This window comes from Streptomyces sp. NPDC014889, assembly GCF_043081205.1.
Taxonomy (GTDB): Bacteria; Actinomycetota; Actinomycetes; order Streptomycetales; family Streptomycetaceae; genus Streptomyces.
In genome coordinates this window covers 24,401-39,191 of the sequence record NZ_JBIBWH010000015.1, presented here as the reverse complement: position 1 = coordinate 39,191, position 14,791 = coordinate 24,401, and the positions used below count along the sequence as shown (strand labels likewise).

Annotated in this window: 17 protein-coding genes and 2 pseudogenes; 12 read left to right on the top strand and 7 right to left on the bottom strand. The window is 70.8% G+C overall.

The window, feature by feature from the left end; translation table 11 throughout:
- Nucleotides 1–10 precede the first annotated feature (10 nt).
- A complete protein-coding gene (tgmB, locus tag ACF09J_RS27770; protein ID WP_392308187.1) occupies nucleotides 11–994 on the top strand; it encodes an ATP-grasp ribosomal peptide maturase in 984 nt (327 codons plus the stop codon).
- Between the two features lie 86 nt (nucleotides 995–1,080).
- Here tgmB and ACF09J_RS27765 read toward each other — a convergent pair whose 3' ends face one another.
- The 4 genes from ACF09J_RS27765 to ACF09J_RS27750 form a co-directional block, all read right to left on the bottom strand.
- On the bottom strand, nucleotides 1,081–1,344 hold the full coding sequence (locus ACF09J_RS27765; protein ID WP_392308186.1) for a DUF5133 domain-containing protein: 264 nt from the start codon (nucleotides 1,342–1,344) through the stop codon (nucleotides 1,081–1,083).
- 145 nt (nucleotides 1,345–1,489) lie between these two features.
- Complete coding sequence (locus ACF09J_RS27760) at nucleotides 1,490–1,756, bottom strand: WhiB family transcriptional regulator (protein ID WP_392308185.1); 267 nt, start codon at nucleotides 1,754–1,756, stop codon at nucleotides 1,490–1,492.
- A 299-nt stretch (nucleotides 1,757–2,055) separates the two neighbouring features.
- Complete coding sequence (locus ACF09J_RS27755; protein WP_392308184.1) at nucleotides 2,056–2,574, bottom strand: hypothetical protein; 519 nt, start codon at nucleotides 2,572–2,574, stop codon at nucleotides 2,056–2,058.
- Between the two features lie 44 nt (nucleotides 2,575–2,618).
- Nucleotides 2,619–3,113, bottom strand: a complete 495-nt coding sequence (locus tag ACF09J_RS27750) for an ATP-binding protein (RefSeq protein WP_392308183.1) — start codon at nucleotides 3,111–3,113, stop codon at nucleotides 2,619–2,621.
- 153 nt (nucleotides 3,114–3,266) lie between these two features.
- Between ACF09J_RS27750 and ACF09J_RS27745 the strand changes: the two genes are divergently transcribed.
- Together ACF09J_RS27745 and ACF09J_RS27740 are read left to right on the top strand one after the other, a co-directional pair.
- Nucleotides 3,267–3,497 carry a DUF397 domain-containing protein gene (locus tag ACF09J_RS27745; protein ID WP_392308182.1) on the top strand — a complete coding sequence of 77 codons (231 nt, stop codon included), beginning with the start codon at nucleotides 3,267–3,269 and terminating at the stop codon, nucleotides 3,495–3,497.
- A gap of 117 nt (nucleotides 3,498–3,614) precedes the next feature.
- A complete protein-coding gene (locus ACF09J_RS27740) occupies nucleotides 3,615–4,538 on the top strand; it encodes a helix-turn-helix domain-containing protein (protein ID WP_392308181.1) in 924 nt (307 codons plus the stop codon).
- Between the two features lie 18 nt (nucleotides 4,539–4,556).
- Here the strand turns inward: ACF09J_RS27740 and ACF09J_RS27735 are convergent, their stop codons facing one another.
- The gene (locus tag ACF09J_RS27735) at nucleotides 4,557–5,375 is read right to left on the bottom strand and encodes an SAM-dependent methyltransferase (protein ID WP_392308180.1); all 819 of its coding nucleotides are present in this window, start codon (nucleotides 5,373–5,375) and stop codon (nucleotides 4,557–4,559) included.
- A gap of 217 nt (nucleotides 5,376–5,592) precedes the next feature.
- On the opposite strand from ACF09J_RS27735, the gene ACF09J_RS27730 reads away from it, so the two are divergent.
- From ACF09J_RS27730 to ACF09J_RS27720, 3 genes are all read left to right on the top strand, one after another.
- On the top strand, nucleotides 5,593–5,817 hold the full coding sequence (locus ACF09J_RS27730; protein WP_392308179.1) for a hypothetical protein: 225 nt from the start codon (nucleotides 5,593–5,595) through the stop codon (nucleotides 5,815–5,817).
- A 186-nt stretch (nucleotides 5,818–6,003) separates the two neighbouring features.
- The gene (locus ACF09J_RS27725) at nucleotides 6,004–6,891 is read left to right on the top strand and encodes a Gfo/Idh/MocA family protein (protein WP_392308178.1); all 888 of its coding nucleotides are present in this window, start codon (nucleotides 6,004–6,006) and stop codon (nucleotides 6,889–6,891) included.
- Between the two features lie 146 nt (nucleotides 6,892–7,037).
- Nucleotides 7,038–8,147 carry a PP2C family protein-serine/threonine phosphatase gene (locus ACF09J_RS27720; protein ID WP_392308329.1) on the top strand — a complete coding sequence of 370 codons (1,110 nt, stop codon included), beginning with the start codon at nucleotides 7,038–7,040 and terminating at the stop codon, nucleotides 8,145–8,147.
- A gap of 17 nt (nucleotides 8,148–8,164) precedes the next feature.
- Here ACF09J_RS27720 and ACF09J_RS27715 read toward each other — a convergent pair whose 3' ends face one another.
- Nucleotides 8,165–8,605 carry an Lrp/AsnC family transcriptional regulator gene (locus ACF09J_RS27715; protein ID WP_392308177.1) on the bottom strand — a complete coding sequence of 147 codons (441 nt, stop codon included), beginning with the start codon at nucleotides 8,603–8,605 and terminating at the stop codon, nucleotides 8,165–8,167.
- A 339-nt stretch (nucleotides 8,606–8,944) separates the two neighbouring features.
- Between ACF09J_RS27715 and ACF09J_RS27710 the strand changes: the two genes are divergently transcribed.
- The 3 genes and pseudogenes from ACF09J_RS27710 (at nucleotide 8,945) to ACF09J_RS27700 (ending at nucleotide 10,805) form a co-directional block, all read left to right on the top strand.
- Nucleotides 8,945–9,349, top strand: coding sequence for a nuclear transport factor 2 family protein (locus tag ACF09J_RS27710; RefSeq protein WP_392308176.1), 405 nt, complete (start codon nucleotides 8,945–8,947; stop codon nucleotides 9,347–9,349).
- Nucleotides 9,350–9,377: 28 nt separating this feature from the next.
- Nucleotides 9,378–9,683 (top strand): annotated as a pseudogene (locus tag ACF09J_RS27705) (helix-turn-helix domain-containing protein); the annotation flags it as partial.
- A gap of 18 nt (nucleotides 9,684–9,701) precedes the next feature.
- Nucleotides 9,702–10,805 (top strand): DUF4037 domain-containing protein, encoded by a 1,104-nt coding sequence (locus tag ACF09J_RS27700; RefSeq protein WP_392308175.1) that lies wholly within the window; start codon nucleotides 9,702–9,704, stop codon nucleotides 10,803–10,805.
- A gap of 26 nt (nucleotides 10,806–10,831) precedes the next feature.
- Here the strand turns inward: ACF09J_RS27700 and ACF09J_RS27695 are convergent, their stop codons facing one another.
- Nucleotides 10,832–11,476, bottom strand: a complete 645-nt coding sequence (locus ACF09J_RS27695; protein ID WP_392308174.1) for a dihydrofolate reductase family protein — start codon at nucleotides 11,474–11,476, stop codon at nucleotides 10,832–10,834.
- Between the two features lie 244 nt (nucleotides 11,477–11,720).
- Here ACF09J_RS27695 and ACF09J_RS27690 point away from each other — a divergent pair, with 244 nt between their 5' ends.
- The 3 genes and pseudogenes from ACF09J_RS27690 to ACF09J_RS27680 form a co-directional block, all read left to right on the top strand.
- Nucleotides 11,721–13,214 (top strand): FAD-binding oxidoreductase, encoded by a 1,494-nt coding sequence (locus tag ACF09J_RS27690; RefSeq protein ID WP_392308173.1) that lies wholly within the window; start codon nucleotides 11,721–11,723, stop codon nucleotides 13,212–13,214.
- A 252-nt stretch (nucleotides 13,215–13,466) separates the two neighbouring features.
- Entirely contained in the window at nucleotides 13,467–13,679 is a 213-nt protein-coding gene (locus ACF09J_RS27685; protein ID WP_392308172.1) for a hypothetical protein, read from the top strand.
- Nucleotides 13,680–13,733: 54 nt separating this feature from the next.
- A pseudogene (locus tag ACF09J_RS27680) lies at nucleotides 13,734–14,701 on the top strand (ISAzo13 family transposase); the annotation flags it as partial.
- Nucleotides 14,702–14,791: the final 90 nt, after the last annotated feature.

The following is a 14,791-nucleotide window of genomic DNA, read 5'->3' as shown; positions in this document are numbered from 1 at the left end:
GGCCGCGGAGATGACCGTACTGATCCTCACGGGCGAGGAGGACGTGACGGCGGACATGGTGGTGATGCACCTGAACGCCTCCTCGACCCCGGTGGTCCGGCTGGATCCGGCCGATCTGACCGCGGGCGCCGCCCTGTCGGGCGAGTGGGCCGACGGCTCCTTCGACGGCCATCTGTCCGCGGGCGGACGGCTGGTGAGCGTGAGCCGCCTGCGCTCGGTCTGGGTGCGCAGACCGGGAGTTCCGGCGGCCCGGGCGAGCCGGCCGTCCGCGTGGCTGTCCGAGGAGGCCGCACAGGCCCTGTACGGAATGCTGCGCGGCTGCGGAGCCCGCTGGATGAACCATCCGGACGCGGCCGAGCGCGCCCGGCACAAGCCCTGGCAGCTGCGCCTCGCCCAGCGCAGCGGCCTGCCGGTGCCGGCCACGCTCATCACCACGTTCCCGCAGGCGGCCCGGGAGTTCGCCGAACGCTTCCCGGACCTGGTGGTCAAACCGGTCTCCGGCGCGCATCCGCTGGAGCCGCCGAGGGCGGTGCCGACCAGCCGGGTCGCTCCGGACGCGGACTTCGGCGCGGTGGCCTACGGACCGACCCTGCTGCAGCGCAGGATCGCCAAGCGCGCCGACATCCGGCTGACCGTGGTCGGCGACACGCTGCTGGCCGCCCGCAAGGCGACCGCGGCGGACGCCGATCCGGAGGAGGTGGACGTCCGGTTCGCCGCGTCCGGGACGCCGTGGCGGCCGGCCGAGGTCCCGCCACGCGTGGCCGCTTCGGTGCGCACCTATCTACGGCAGGCCGAACTCGCCTACGGGGCCTTCGACTTCGCCGAGGACGCCGACGGCACCTGGTGGTTCCTGGAGTGCAACCAGTCCGGCCAGTTCGGGTTCGTCGAGGTGGAGACCGGCCAGCCGATCGCCCGCACGATCGCCAAGTGGCTCGGCCGGCCCGGCCCTCGGGCACGTGAGCACGCCAACGGCAGGCGTACGACGGCTCCTTGACGGCACGCCGTGCCAGGAGAGCTTCCGCTCGTACGTCTGCCGTGGGGTCAACAAGGTTGCGTGCGACCGGGTTCGGGCGGCCGGGTTCAGACCGCCAGGGACAGGACGCCGTCCCCGTCGGCGTCGGTGCTCACGTCCGCGTCCGCCGCCCGCCCCCGGGCGAGCAGCAGGGCGTCCGCCTTGCCGATGGCCTCGTGGATGCCGGTGGCCCCCATCATGACGCACAAGGTGTAGCTGACGTCCTCCAGTTCCCGGGCCGTCTCGGCCCGCTCCCTCTCCGCCTGAGCGATCTTCAGCGATGCGTACCTGGTCAGCAACGTCCTGACGACCTTCGGGTCCGGAACCAGCACGGAGCGCCCCTCTCTTCGATTTTTGCTCCGTATGCCCGCGGCACGCCGTGCCATGCACGGCGACCGGCCGCGGGCAATATGTTTGACCGAATTCAGTCGATTTCCAGTGGCGGGGCCACCGCTCGCCACCGTGGCGCCGCCGGCTCTACCGGCCGCGGCTCCCTGATCTGCGCCGCGCCGCGGCGCGGCGCTCCCCGGCGGTCATGCCGCCCCAGACACCGTCGTACTCGCTGTTGCGCAGGGCCCAGGCCCGGCACTCGCCCAGCACAGGGCACCGGTGGCACACCGCGCGGGCCTGTTCTATCTGACGCACGGACGGACCGCTCTCCCCGAGCGGGAAGAACAGCTCGGGATCCTCGAAACGGCACGCCCCGCGCTCGCGCCAGTTCTCGATCGTTCGGACAACGCCCACCGGGACCTCCGCTGAACACTCGGCCGCACATGTCCGGGCAGCTCCCGTCTGCGGCAGCAGGGCGCCGCACGACCCGGCAGAGGTATCCGCAATATAGGTGCTTTTCGGCCCCACGGCCACGATTGGGTCAGCGCCACGCAGGAGACGCACAGGAGAACACACCGCCGTGAGCCTCTCAGGACGGACAGCCTGCGGCCACGGGCCCACTCGGCGAGTGATTCTTCGCGCTGGTGGCCGAATTCGCGCAGTGGGTCCGCGCGGTCAGGTCGCCCGGAGGCCCCGGGCCCCGGGCCCCGCCCTCACTCGGCGAGCGCGTCGGCGAGTTCTGCCGTGGCCCCGGCGATCTCGCGGTCGCGGTCGGCCAGCAGCACCGGCAGCTCGCCGCGCCGGGCCCGCACGGCCCGCCGCGCCCGGCGCTCCCACACCACCGGGTTCTCAGGGTGGTTGAGCAGCTTGGGGTAGACCGCGGCGACGCTCTCCCACTGCCGGGCGTCGGCGATGCTCCTGAGCAGTTGGATGATCCGCGGACGGCAGGTCACGCCCGGAAGCCGGGCGAGCTCCCACAGGAAGGGGACCGTGGCGGCGGTGGCCTGCTCCACCACGAAGCCGTACTGGCAGATGCGTCCGCGCAGTTGGTCCAGCGCGGCACCGGCGGTCGGGGCGTCGCCCGAGGCCACCTGGTGGAGCAACAGGGGGATGCCGGCCGCGGAGCCGGTGGAGTCCCTGATGTCGCTCCAGGGCACCTGCCCCAGGCCCGACAACGGGATTGCGCGGTCACCGCGCTGCGTGCTGGGCTGCTCCGTCGGTACGGTGCGCATGGCGTCGTCCTTTCCGACAGCGGTCGTAAGGGGGGAACGGCGGTTCAGTGGGGTGGACGCGTCGACAGCCTCGCCCAGACCGACTTGCCGGCCGGGGGCCTCGGGGTCCAGCCCCAGTCCTCGGCCAGGGCGTCGACCATGCGCAGTCCCCGGCCGTGCTCCAGCAGGCCGAAGCCCGCCGGGGTGCGGCACAGGGGCCGACCGGCGCAGGGGTCGGAGACGGTGATGACCAGTTGTGCGGCGTCGACGGCGAGCCCGAGCCACACGGCCGTGTCACCGGGCGGGGCGTACGGCACCGCGTGCGTCGCCGCGTTGGCCGAGAGTTCGGTGACGACGAGGGCTGCGTCGTCGGCGCAGTGGCCGAGCGACCATCTGCCCAGGGTCTCGCGCGTGAAGGCGCGGGCCCGGGCGAATCCCTCCCGGCCGCAGTCGATGCGCAGTGCCGCGGCCGCGATCGCGCCGGGGGTCCCCTCCGCCCACGGCGCGATCACGGCGGCCGCGCTCGGCACTTCGAGCTCTCGGCTCACTGGTGAGGGCACGTCATCTCCCTGATGCGACGTCACCGAACGGCGTCCACAAGGGGTTGACGCCCCGGCTATTATCCACGCTGACAGCGTCCGTGTGCAATTGCACGCGAAATTTCTCGTGAAAGTGCGAGCGGGCGTGCGAACGTGAACAGCAAGGAGACCGCGATGCCACCAGTGCGGAACGGAGTGCGGGCCAGTTCGCTGGACGCCCGCTGGATCAAGAGCCGGCACAGCAACGCCGAAGGCAACTGCGTCGAAGTCGCCGCTCTGGTCGGCGGCGGCATCGCGCTGCGCAACTCCCGTGACCCCGACGGCCCCGCGCTGGTCTACACCCCCGCCGAGGTGGCCGCGTTCCTGGCCGGTGCCAAGGACGGCGAGTTCGACCATCTGCTGTGAACGCGGCCGCCCGCCGGGAAGCGGAGGGGACGTGCCGACTTCCCCCGGCGAGTGCCCTCCGCAGCCGTACGGTGCGGTACGGTGACGTCTCAGTCTGCCGGTCTACTGGGAGTCAGGATGTCCGCCGAGCCACATCGCATCTCCCGACTCGAACCCTATCTGGACCGGTCCGAGCCGGCCCCGACTCTGCTGAAGATGCTGGTCGGCGTCCAGCTCGCGGGCTTCCGCGAGGACGCCGGGATGTCCCAGGAGCAGTCGGCGCGCGAACTCGGGTTCAGCGCCGCGAAGCTCTCACGCATCGAGTCGGGCAAGGGACGCCGCCCTCCGGCCGAGGGCGACGTCCGCGCCCTGCTGAAGCTGTACGGCACCGACGAGTACGAGTCCTCTGTCCTGCTCAGGCTGCTGCGGCGGGCGGGCGAGCCGGGCTGGTGGCAGCGCTACGACAAGCGGCTGATGCCCGAGTGGTTCGACCGGCTGGTCGGCCTCCAGGAGGCGGCCGCCGCGATCCGCACCTTCGAGATCCAGTACGTACCCGGTCTGCTCCAGACCGGGGCGTACACCCGGGCCGTGGTGGAGCGCGGGCTGCCCACCGCCTCGGCGAACGAGGTGCAGCGGCGCGTCGAACTGCGCATGCGGCGGGCCGAGTTGCTGCTGCGGAAGGACGCGCCTCAGCTGTGGGCGGTCATCGACGAATCGGTCCTGCTGCGCGTTCTGGGCAGCCGTGAGGTCATGCGCGAACAGCTCGACCACCTCGTCGACATGGCGCAGCGCCCCAACGTGACCCTGCAGGTCGTCCCGCTGGACGTGACCAACGCGTCCGCGCCCGCCATCCCGATCACCTATCTCCGGTTCGGCGGCCTGGACCTGCCCGACGTCGTCTACCTCGAACACATCAGGAGCGCCAACTTCCTCGAGGACCGCGACGAGACGGAGGAGTACCGGATCGCCCTGGACCGGCTGGCCGACGAGGCCCTCACGCCGCAGGAGTCCCTGGCGCTGCTGCGCAAGACGGCCAACGACCGGTACGCGTCCGCGCCCTAGCTTCTTCGCGTCCTGGCGTCAGCGGAGCAGGCCTATACCGCCGAACTCCACCCATTCGTGGGTGAGTTGGCGGGGTGCCACCTCGGTGTCCGGCCGCCAGGTGGACACCTCGACCAGACCCGGCTCGAGAAGCTCCAGGCCCTCGAACAACGCGGCGACGTCCTTCTCCTGGCGCACCCGGCCCCAGTGGCCCTGCGTGGCCTTGTCCATGAAGTCGGTGACGAAGGCCCGCACTTCGGGGTCCTCGCTGACCAACTGGCACATGAGCATGAGGCTGCCGGGCGCGAGCCGTTCCCGCACGCGCTCCACCACGGCGAGCGGGCCGTCGGTCTCACTGTCCGGGATGCAGTGGAACACCGAGTTGAACAGCACGGCCACCGGCTGCGAGAAGTCGATCAGGCGCTTGGTCTCGGGGTGCGAGAAGATCTCGTCGGTCTGCCGCAAGTCGGCGTGTATGACCGCGGTGCGCTCGTCCTGCTGCAGCAGGGCCCGGCCGTGCACCAGCACCATGGGGTCGTTGTCGACGTAGACCACGTACGACTCGGGGTCGACGCGCTGGGCGACCTGGTGGACGTTGTTCTGGGTGGGCAGGCCGGAGCCGTGGTCGAGGAACTGCCGGATGCCGTGCTCCTCGGCGAGGGTGCGGACGGCCCGTTGCAGGAAGCGCCTGTTGTTGAGGGCGAGCCGGCGGGTGCTGGGGACGACCTTGTCGAGTTCCTCGCACGCGGACCGGTCGGCCGCGTAGTTGTCCTTGCCACCCAGGTAGTGGTCGTACATACGCGCAGCCGTCGGCACGTTCTCGTCGATGTTCGTGGACAGCTGGTTCTCCGCAGGCATCAGTCCCCCAGATTCGCCGTTTCCACCGCGCCAACTGGGCCGGTTCGACTGAGAGTACATCCTAGGGAACCGGCGTCTTCCCGAACCAGTCCACGAACGAACGACGGCCCGTGACGGCATCACGGTCTGTCCCGATCCTCACGAAGTCTTCACCGGAGGGCACCCATCAACCGCGCGGTACGGAGCACCCGGATCCTCTGTCGGACAAGGGGGTGTCATGGTCTTCGTCGCCGTACTGCTGCTGCCGCTCGTGTCCGTGCTGCTGGTGGTCATGGACCGCGTGGAGCAGCGCATGCTGGACCCGGCTCCGGCGCGGGGCCGCCATGCCGGGCGCCGCGGGCATCTGCGGCTGCTGGCGGGTGGCCGCCGCGGCTCCGGGGCCGGCCCGGTCGCGTCCGCATCGGGCCCGACCGCCACCGACGAGCGGCAGCGGGCCGCCTGAGCCGGCGTGCCACCCGGCCGGCGTGCGCATGCCCGGTGTGCGCCGGGCGTGCGCAGACCGGGCCCGTTCCGTGCCCGCTTTCGTCGGTGGGCTTGCTCCGGCACCCGGGTCCTGTGACACGCTCGGTGACGACCGGCCCGTACGGCCGGTCGTCCACCCTGTCCTGCACAGTGGAGAGGCACCGGTATGCGCATCGGACTGCTCGGCACCGGCCCCTGGGCACGGATGGTGCACGCCCCCGCCCTGAGCGGACACGACGAGCTGGACTTCGCCGGCGTATGGGGACGGCGTACGGCCGCCGCGAAGGATCTCGCCGAACGGCACGGCACCCACGCCTTCGACGACCTCGACGCCCTGCTGGCGGAGGTGGACGCGGTCGCCGTGGCGCTGCCCCCGCACGTCCAGGCCGACCTCGCGGTGCAGGCCGCGCGGGCGCACTGCCACCTGCTGCTCGACAAGCCGCTCGCCGCGACGGTGGAACAGGGCCGTGCGGTCGTCGGGGCCGTCCGGGAGACCGGTGTGGCCTCGGTGGTCTTCTTCACCACCCGCTTCCAGCCCGAACCGGCGGCCTGGATCGCCGAGCAGGCGGCCCGCGGGGACTGGTTCACGGCACGCGCGCAGTGGCTGGGGGCGGTGTTCACCGGTGACAGCCCGTTCGCCGCCTCGCCGTGGCGGCGGGAGAAGGGCGCGCTGTGGGACGTCGGCCCGCACGCCCTGTCGGTACTGCTGCCGGTCCTCGGCGACGTACGGCGGGTGACGGCCGCCGCGCACGGTCCCGGCGACACGGTGCACGCGGTCCTCGACCACGTGGGCGGCGCGTCCAGCACCCTCACCCTGAGTCTCACCGCTCCCCCGGCGGCCGCCGGCGCCACCGTCGAGCTGCGGGGTGAGGCCGGGGTGACCCTGCTTCCCGAGACATCCGAGGACGCCGTGGCCGCCTGCGCCCGTGCGACGGACGCACTGCTCGCCGCCGCCCGCACCGGCCGCCCCCACCCCTGCGACGCCGCGTTCGGCCTCCGAGTCACGGAGATACTCGCGGCAGCGGAGACGGAACTGACCCGCGACACGGAGTGACCACTGCGGCCCGGGCGGCGCGGTCGGAAGCGGCGCCGAAGGCTCCGGCGGGCAGGGCCGGGTCCGGGCCCACGGGACGTGATTCCGGCCGCGGAAGTGGGTTCCGGCGTGCGGGTGCCGGTCCGGCGTAGCAGCGTGGTGATGTGGTGAAGCTGCTTGGGCCGGTCCGGCGTCGGGATCCGCATCGGCGTGGCTGGTTGCGCGGGGCCCCACCGCCGCGCTGGGTGCGTGCGCTACCGGTCGTACTGGCTCTCGTGGTGTGCGTGGCCACGCTGCTGAGTCCCAGCCCGCTCGACATCGGCTTCCTGCTCGGCGCCATCCCGCCACTGGCGGTGCTGTCGTACGGGCCGGTGGCGACCGCGCTGCTGGGCTGCACGGTGGTGACCCTGCTGAACGTGCCGGCCTTCCAGCTCAACCGGCCGGGCAACACCGACCTGGAGACCGTCACCTTCGTCGCCGTGCTGAGCGTGTTCCTGTCCTACGTACGCAGCCGCCGGGACGCGCAGCTCGACCTGGAGCGCACGGTGGCCGAGGCCGCGCAGCGTGCCGTCGTGCCGCCGCTGCCCGAGCGGGTCGGTCCGGTGCGGTGCGCGGGCCTGTACCTGGCCGCGCAGCGCGGCACGCTGGTGGGCGGGGACTTCTTCGACGTGCGCCGGGGCCCCGAGGGGGTGCGGGCGGTCATGGGCGATGTGCAGGGGCACGGCCTGGCCGCCGTGTCCACGGTCGCCGCGCTGCTCGGCAGCTTCCGGGAGGCGGTGCTCGACCGGAAGGACCTGCCGGGGGTGGCCGCCGCCCTGGACCGCCGCCTCGTGGTGGACTCGCAGGAGGTGCGCCACGCGGAGCTGTTCGCGACCGCCGTGCTGCTGGAGTTCGACGGGGACGCGCGGTCGGTGCGGCTGGTGACCTGCGGCCATCCCCCGCCGGTGCTGCTGCGCGACGGGCACGCCGAAGAGGTCGACCTGGTGCCGTGGACACCCCTCGGCCTCGGTCTGTCCGACGGCGTCCCGCGGCCCGGCGGGCACGTCCTGACCCTGCGCCGCGGTGACGTGCTGTTCCTCGCGTCCGACGGTGTCACCGAGGCCAGGAACGCGGCCGGCGCGTTCTACCCCCTGCTCGACCGGCTCCCCCGGCTCTCCGCCGTGGATCCGGCCGAGCTCGCCGACCGGGTCATGGCGGACCTCCTCGCGCACTGCGGCACCGTCAGCGACGACGTGACGATGCTCGTGCTCGCGCCCCACCTCCCGGAGGGCGGCTGATTCCGGCGGGGTCCCGGTCAGCCCACGTCCCACAGGAACCGGTGGGTGTGGATGCCGAAGTACGGGAACGACTGGACCTGCCGTACGCCCTCGATGGGACGGACCACGTCGTTGACGAAGTCCAGCAGGTCCCGCGGGCCGGGCGCGACCACCTCGGCGAACAGGTCGAAGCCGCCGGAGGTCAGCACCGAGTAGACCACCTCGGGGCGTCCGGCCAGTTCGTCGGCGACGGCCCGCGGGTCGCCGTCCACGCCGATGCCGAGCAGAGCCATGGCCTGTCCGCCCATGGCCATGGGATCGGTCACGCCGACCACCTGGACGGCCTTGGAGTCCAGCAGGCGCTGGAGCCGCTGGCGGGCGGCGGACGCGGACAGCCCGACCCTGGGGCCGAGATCCGCGTACGCGATCCGTCCGTCGGTCTGCAACTCGCGCAGGATGGCCCGGTCGATCTCGTCCACGTGCGTCGCTCTCCCTCTCCCGGCCGGATCGCCCCAGCGTAGGCCAACGCGCGCCACCGGATTGCCCGCTCCTGAGCGCCCCTTCGTCGCACGGCCGGCGCCCGCCTTGCCGATGAGGTCGGCGGGTCGTTCCCTGGGTGTACGTCCCTGTGCGGCCGTCGCCGGGTCCGGAGAGTCCTCCGCGCGGGGAGGCGGAACCCGCCCGGCGGGTGAGCGCGCTTCCGGCCAGGCCGGGGGCGGTCGTGGTGCGCGGGGGTTCGGGCGGGGTCGTGGAGGCGTGCGCATGGGGCGTGCGGTCGGCGGGCGACCCGCCCGGCCGCGTGCGGAAGGGACAGTGCGATGGATGCCGACATCCGGACCAGGGCCGCCCTCGAGGAACACTGGCGGGCATCGGAACGTGGGGACACCGAGGCCGAGCACGCCATCTACGCTGCGGACGCCGTCCTCGACTATCCCCAGTCGGGTGAACGGTTCCGGGGCCGCGCGACGATTTCGGCGCAGCGTGGCGGGCACCCCGCCAGTCGGCACTTCACCGTCCACCGCATCATGGGCGGCGGAGATCTGTGGGTGAGCGAGTGCGTCATCACGTACGACGGGGTGCCCGCCTACTCGGTGAGCATCATGGAATTCGCCCAGGGGTGGGTGGTGCACGAGACGCAGTACTTCGCGGACGCCTTCGGCGCACCTGAGTGGCGGACGGCGCTGGCGGAGCCGATGCCGGGCAGGAACGTCGCCGGGGCCTGACCGCCCGTGCCCGCACGCGCCACACGGACCCGTCACCGTCGACGACCTGGCCGCACAGGCCAACCTCTCGCCCCGGACCCTCGCCCGGAGATTCGCCGACCAGCTCGGCACCAGCCCCGGCCGATGGCTGGTCCAGCAGCGCGTCACAAGGGCTCGCGTCCTCCTGGAGGAGACGGACCTCCCCGTGGAGACGATCGCGACCAAGGTCGGCCTGTCCTCAGCAGCCAACCTCCGCAGACGCTTCCACACCCTGCTGCACACCACACCGGCCGCCTACCGCCGCTCCTTCGGCCGGCACACCCCGGCGGATATCCGCTGGCCTCAAGGTGAGTAGGTCCAGCACAGTTGGGCCATGACGATCCCCGGGGCCCCGTTCGTGCCTGGCATCGAGTTGTCCAGGGTCCTGTACGAGGAGGCGGTGGAGCCGGTCCTTCGAGACGCGTTTCCGGGGCTGCGTCACGCGGCTGCCCGGGTCGGCAGCGGCTCCGAGGTGCTGGGCTTCGACACACCGCGGTCGGCAGATCATGAGTGGGGCCCGCGGCTGGAGATCTTCCTGACCGCCGAGGACCGGGCTCAGCACGGTGCCGCGATCCGCCGCACCCTGGCTGAACGGCTGCCGAAGGAAATCCGCGGCTGGCCCACCCACTTCGAGGAGAGTGACGATCCGCTGGACCCGGTCGGCCGAATGCGGTCGACAGACGGCCCGGTGAACCATCGCGTAGACGTGCACGACGTGGACGGATGGCTGGCGGAGCAGCTCGGAGTGCGTTCGGCCGGTGCGGAGTTGACCACTCGTGCATGGCTGGCGATGCCGCAGCAGCGGCTTGCCGAGACCACGGGCGGAGCGGTCTTCCATGACGGGCTCGGTACTCTCACCGACGTCCGGCGGCGGCTGGCGTGGTATCCGGACCAGGTATGGCGGTATCTGCTGGCTTGCCAGTGGCAGCGCGTCTCGCAGGAAGAAGCGTTCGTGGGGCGCTGCGCGGAAGTCGGTGACGACATCGGTTCGGCCGTCGTGGCTGCTCGTCTGGTACGTGACCTGATGCGCCTTTGCCTGTTGCTGGAGCGCCGCTACGCCCCCTACAGCAAGTGGCTCGGCAGCGCCTTCGGCCGGCTCCCCGCGGCGAAGTCGCTCGAGCCGGCTGTTCGGGGTGCGCTGGCTGCGACGGACTACCGGACCCGGGAAGCGCGTCTGTGCGATGCCTATGAGGTTGTCGCCGCTCTTCAGAACGCGTCGGGGCTCAACGCGCCAGTGGACCCGAAGCGGCGGCCCTACCACTCGCGCCCGTTCCAGGTTCTGCGCGCCGAGCGTTTCGCGCAGGCGCTCGCTCGGACGGTCACGGACCCGGACCTTCGGACGTCGGCGCTCGTGGGAAGCATGGACCAGTGGACGGACAGCACCGATCTGCTCAACCAGCCCCGAGCCGTTCAGGCCGCGGCACACGCTCTCCAATGAACGGCGTCGTCCCCGCATCCCTTGTGTCACTTTCGCCAGAACAGGTGGTGCGTCACGCCGCTCGGGCTGGGCACGACGTCGAGGTGGAACCGGTCGAGCAGTTCCTCGGGTGACTCCCAGAGCCGTAGTCCGGATCCGAGCTTCACCGGCGAGACCGCCACATGCATGGTGTCGACGAGGTCGGCGTCGAGGAACTCCCGGACGGTGCTGACCCCGCCGCCGAGTCGGACGTCCTTGCCCAGCGCCGCCTCCCGCGCCTCTTCGAGGACCGCGGCCGGGTCGCCGTCGACGAAGTGGAACGTGGTGTCGGAGAGCGTGAACGACGGACGCTTGTAATGCGTCATGACGAACACCGGGGTGCGGAACGGCGGCTCGTCACCCCACCAACCGCGCCACTCATGATCCTGCCAGGGCCCGCGCTGGGGCCCGAACTTGTTGCGGCCCATGATCTCGGCACCGATGTCGCGTGCGTAGTCCCGTGTGAAGTAGTCGTCGAGGCCCCGGCTCCCCCCGGGATCGGTGCGCATGGGCCAGCTCGCCGTGGCGCCGGCCCATGCGAACAGCCTCCCGGGATCGACGTGGCCGAACGGTCTCTCAAGGCTCTGGTCCTCGCCGGCGCCGATGCCGTCACTCGAGACGTTGAAGTTCGGGACTCTCAAGAGCTGAGCCACGGATTCCTCCTGTGTTGTCGGACAACAGTGGTGAGACTCTCCGGTCCGGGAAAACTCATCGCCGCGTCCGTTGAGAGGCGACACGCGTCCGGCTCGTGCCGGGACCTGCGGCGTCAGTCTCCTCGGCCATGGTCACAAGCGTGTCGAGACAGTCCACCGTGGTCACCCTTGCTAACGTCCGCTTCGCGTAAATGCTCCCTAAAGGGCCGATTCGCACCCACTGGCGGTCGAAAGGACACAAACCATGAACGACCTCTCCCGTCGCAGAATGCTCAGGGCGACGGCGGTCGCCGGTGCCGGCGCGATCGTCGTGCCGGGCGTCGCGGCCGCCGAAGCCCCCGGTGCGGTTGCCGGGCCCGAAGGGCACGCGACGAAGTGCCGGCCGGCGAAGCTGACCGGCCGCATCGTCCGCCCCCACGACCCCGCGTACACCGACGCGCGGCTCGGCTGGGACCAGCTCTTCTCCCACTATCCGCTGGTGATCGTCTTTGCTCAGAACACCCAGGACGTGGTCAACGCGCTGACGTGGGCGCGGCAGAACGACGTTGCGCTGCGGATCCGGAGCGGCCGCCACTGCCTTGAGGGCTGGTCGAACGTCGACAGCGGCCTCGTGATCGACATCAGCGAGCTGAAGTCGGTCCACATCGACGGCTCCGCTCGTGTCGCGACGGTCGGCGCCGGACTCAACCAGCTGGAAGCGGTGACCACGCTCGCCAAGCGGAACTTCGCGGTGACGACGGGGACCGAAGGCAGCGTGGGCCTGTCCGGCGCCACGCTCGGCGGCGGCTTCGGCTTCCTCACCCGCTGGCTCGGCATGGCCTGCGACAGCCTGATCGGCGCCGAGATCGTCGTCGCGGAAGGCTCCGAGTGCGGCAAGGTGATCAAGGCCGATCTGAACCACAACCCGGACCTGCTCTGGGCGCTGCGCGGAGCGGGGAACGGCAACTTCGGAATCGTCACCTCACTCACCTACAAACTGGCCCCACTGAAGAGCGTCACGTATCTGCAGGCCACGTGGGACGGGACCCGCGACCTGCGCAGGATCTTCGAGGCCTACCAGCGCACCGCGCCGCACACCAACGACCGCCTCGGCACCCAGCTCGAAGCCCACCGTAACCAGATCCTGCTGTTCGGGGTCCTCGCGGAGGGAACACCCACGGAGGCGAAGAAGCTGCTGGCCCCGATCCTGTCGATCGGCAGCCCCCAGGTTTCGACGCAGGTGGGGAACTGGGGTGACGTGTACGCGGGATTCCAGACCCCGATCGCGAACGAGCCCGCGAACTGGAAGTTCTACTCGCAGTTCACCAGGAAGCCGTTCCCGACCAAGGCGATCGAAGTGGTCTCCTCGTTCATCAAGCACGCCCCCACGGACGAGAGCAACTACTTCGTTCAGGCGTTCGGCGGAGCGGTCAGGAAGAGTCCCCGCGGCGGCACGGCGTTCCCCCACCGCGACGCGCTCTTCTACGCCGAGCCGGGCGCCGGCTGGGGCAAGCGCAGTGACCAGCCGGGCGTCTGCGACCCGCTCACCCCGCAGGCACAGGCCTGGATCGCCGAATTCAGCCAGGCACTGCGCCCCTACGTGGACGGCGCCTACGTCAACGTGCCGAACATCGGCATGCAGGAGTGGGAGACCGCCTACTGGGAGTCCAACTACAGCCGGCTGCGAAAGATCAAGGCGAAGTACGACCCGCACAACGTCTTCCAGTACGACCAGAGCATCCCGCCCGCGTCATGCTGACGGAGCACGACCCGAGTCCCCTCCGTCACCTGTCCCCCACCAAGGCGAGCGTCGCGCTGCATTGAACGAAGGGCCGGCTTGCGAGGGAACCCCCTCCTGAGCCGGCCCTTCTGTCCTACTTTCACCATACCTGTTGTTCTGTGGGCGTCGATCTTCGCCGTCTCCGGCGTACTGGAGATTACGCGTGGCTGGGTGATCCCCATGAAAGTGGGTGGCTTGGTGCTCCCCAAGTACCAGCGTGGAGTTCGCCGCGTGCGCCTCTATGCCTGGGGCCAGTTGGTGGTTGCCTTCGGCCTGTGCTGGCAGCTGTTCTTCGGCTGGGTGCTCAGTGCCCCCGACACCCTCAACCTCGACTTTCGGCAGTGGTGGGCACTGTCCGGCATCGCGCTTGTGCTGACTGGCTTCATCGTGATGGTGGTGAGCCAGCGCGGGGGGCGTGATCGACAAGGCGTCGAGATGCCCTAGGGACTTGCCGATCATCAAGGTGTTGCTTTCGGGGCTGGGGCTCGTTGATGTCGTATGCGCATCCCGGACGACTCGTGATCAACTTGCTGTGAAGTTCGCAGTGTTAGCTCCCGCACCTGGACGAACGGCAGCGGCGGCTGCTGATGGCCGCGGAAGCCCGAGGGCTGGCGCATGGCGGTGTCCGGGCCGTGGCTCGGGCGGCCGGGGTAAGCGAGACAACGGTCCGCAAGGGTGTGTCCGACCTGGAAGCGGGCGAGTCCCTGCTGGGGCGGGTGCGGCGGCCGGGCGGCGGACGCAAACGCGTCGCGGACCTCGACCCTGGGCTGCGGACTGCGCTGTTGAGTCTGGTCGAGCCGGACGAGCGCGGGGATCCGATGTCGCCGTTGCGGTGGACGACCAAGTCGACCCGCTATGCTGGCGGCCGAGCTGACCCGCCAGGGGCACAGGGTCGGTGCCGACACCGTCGCCGGTCTGCTGCGGGAGGAGGGTTTCCGTCTGCAGGCCAATGCCAAGACGCTCGAGGGCAGTCAGCATGCAGACCGGGATGCCCAGTTCCGTTACATCAACGAGCGAGCACGTGACCACCGGGATGCCGGCCAGCCCGTGATCAGCGTGGACACCAAGAAGATGGAACTGGTCGGCGACTTCAAAAACCCCGGCCTTTCCTGGCGGCCGACGGGCGATCCGATGCCAGTGCGCGTCCACGACTTCGCCGACCCGCAGCTGGGCAAGGCCGTCCCTTATGGAATCTACGACCTGGCGGCCAACACCGGCTGGGTCAAAGTCGGCACCGACCATGACACTGCCGCGTCCACGGTGGAGTCGATCCGCACGGCCAGGGCCGCGACGCCTACCCGCAGGCTTCACGACTGTTGATCACTGCCGATGCGGGCGGCTCCAACGGCTACCGCAGCCGGGCCTGGAAACTCCACCTCGCCCGGCTGGCCGCCGAAACCGGCCTGACCATCACGGTCTGTCATCTACCGCCGGGCACTTCGAAGTGGAACAAGATCGCAGCGCGGCGGATCCTGCGGCCGGAGCGCTCGCCCCAGAGCCTTCCGGGCCCGCTCGCGGCTGCTCGGTATGAGGTGTGCGTACGCCTTCAAGGTCAG

Excerpts from the sequence above, each read along its gene's own strand:
- tgmB (WP_392308187.1), top strand. The coding sequence starts at position 11 with ATGACCGTACTGATCCTCACGGGCGAGGAGGACGTGACGGCGGACATG.
- ACF09J_RS27755 (WP_392308184.1), bottom strand. The coding sequence starts at position 2,574 with ATGCGCACCGTACCGACGGAGCAGCCCAGCACGCAGCGCGGTGACCGC.
- ACF09J_RS27745 (WP_392308182.1), top strand. The coding sequence starts at position 3,267 with ATGCCACCAGTGCGGAACGGAGTGCGGGCCAGTTCGCTGGACGCCCGC.
- ACF09J_RS27740 (WP_392308181.1), top strand. The coding sequence starts at position 3,615 with ATGTCCGCCGAGCCACATCGCATCTCCCGACTCGAACCCTATCTGGAC.
- ACF09J_RS27735 (WP_392308180.1), bottom strand. The coding sequence starts at position 5,375 with ATGCCTGCGGAGAACCAGCTGTCCACGAACATCGACGAGAACGTGCCG.
- ACF09J_RS27730 (WP_392308179.1), top strand. The coding sequence starts at position 5,593 with ATGGTCTTCGTCGCCGTACTGCTGCTGCCGCTCGTGTCCGTGCTGCTG.
- ACF09J_RS27725 (WP_392308178.1), top strand. The coding sequence starts at position 6,004 with ATGCGCATCGGACTGCTCGGCACCGGCCCCTGGGCACGGATGGTGCAC.
- ACF09J_RS27710 (WP_392308176.1), top strand. The coding sequence starts at position 8,945 with ATGGATGCCGACATCCGGACCAGGGCCGCCCTCGAGGAACACTGGCGG.
- ACF09J_RS27700 (WP_392308175.1), top strand. The coding sequence starts at position 9,702 with ATGACGATCCCCGGGGCCCCGTTCGTGCCTGGCATCGAGTTGTCCAGG.
- ACF09J_RS27690 (WP_392308173.1), top strand. The coding sequence starts at position 11,721 with ATGAACGACCTCTCCCGTCGCAGAATGCTCAGGGCGACGGCGGTCGCC.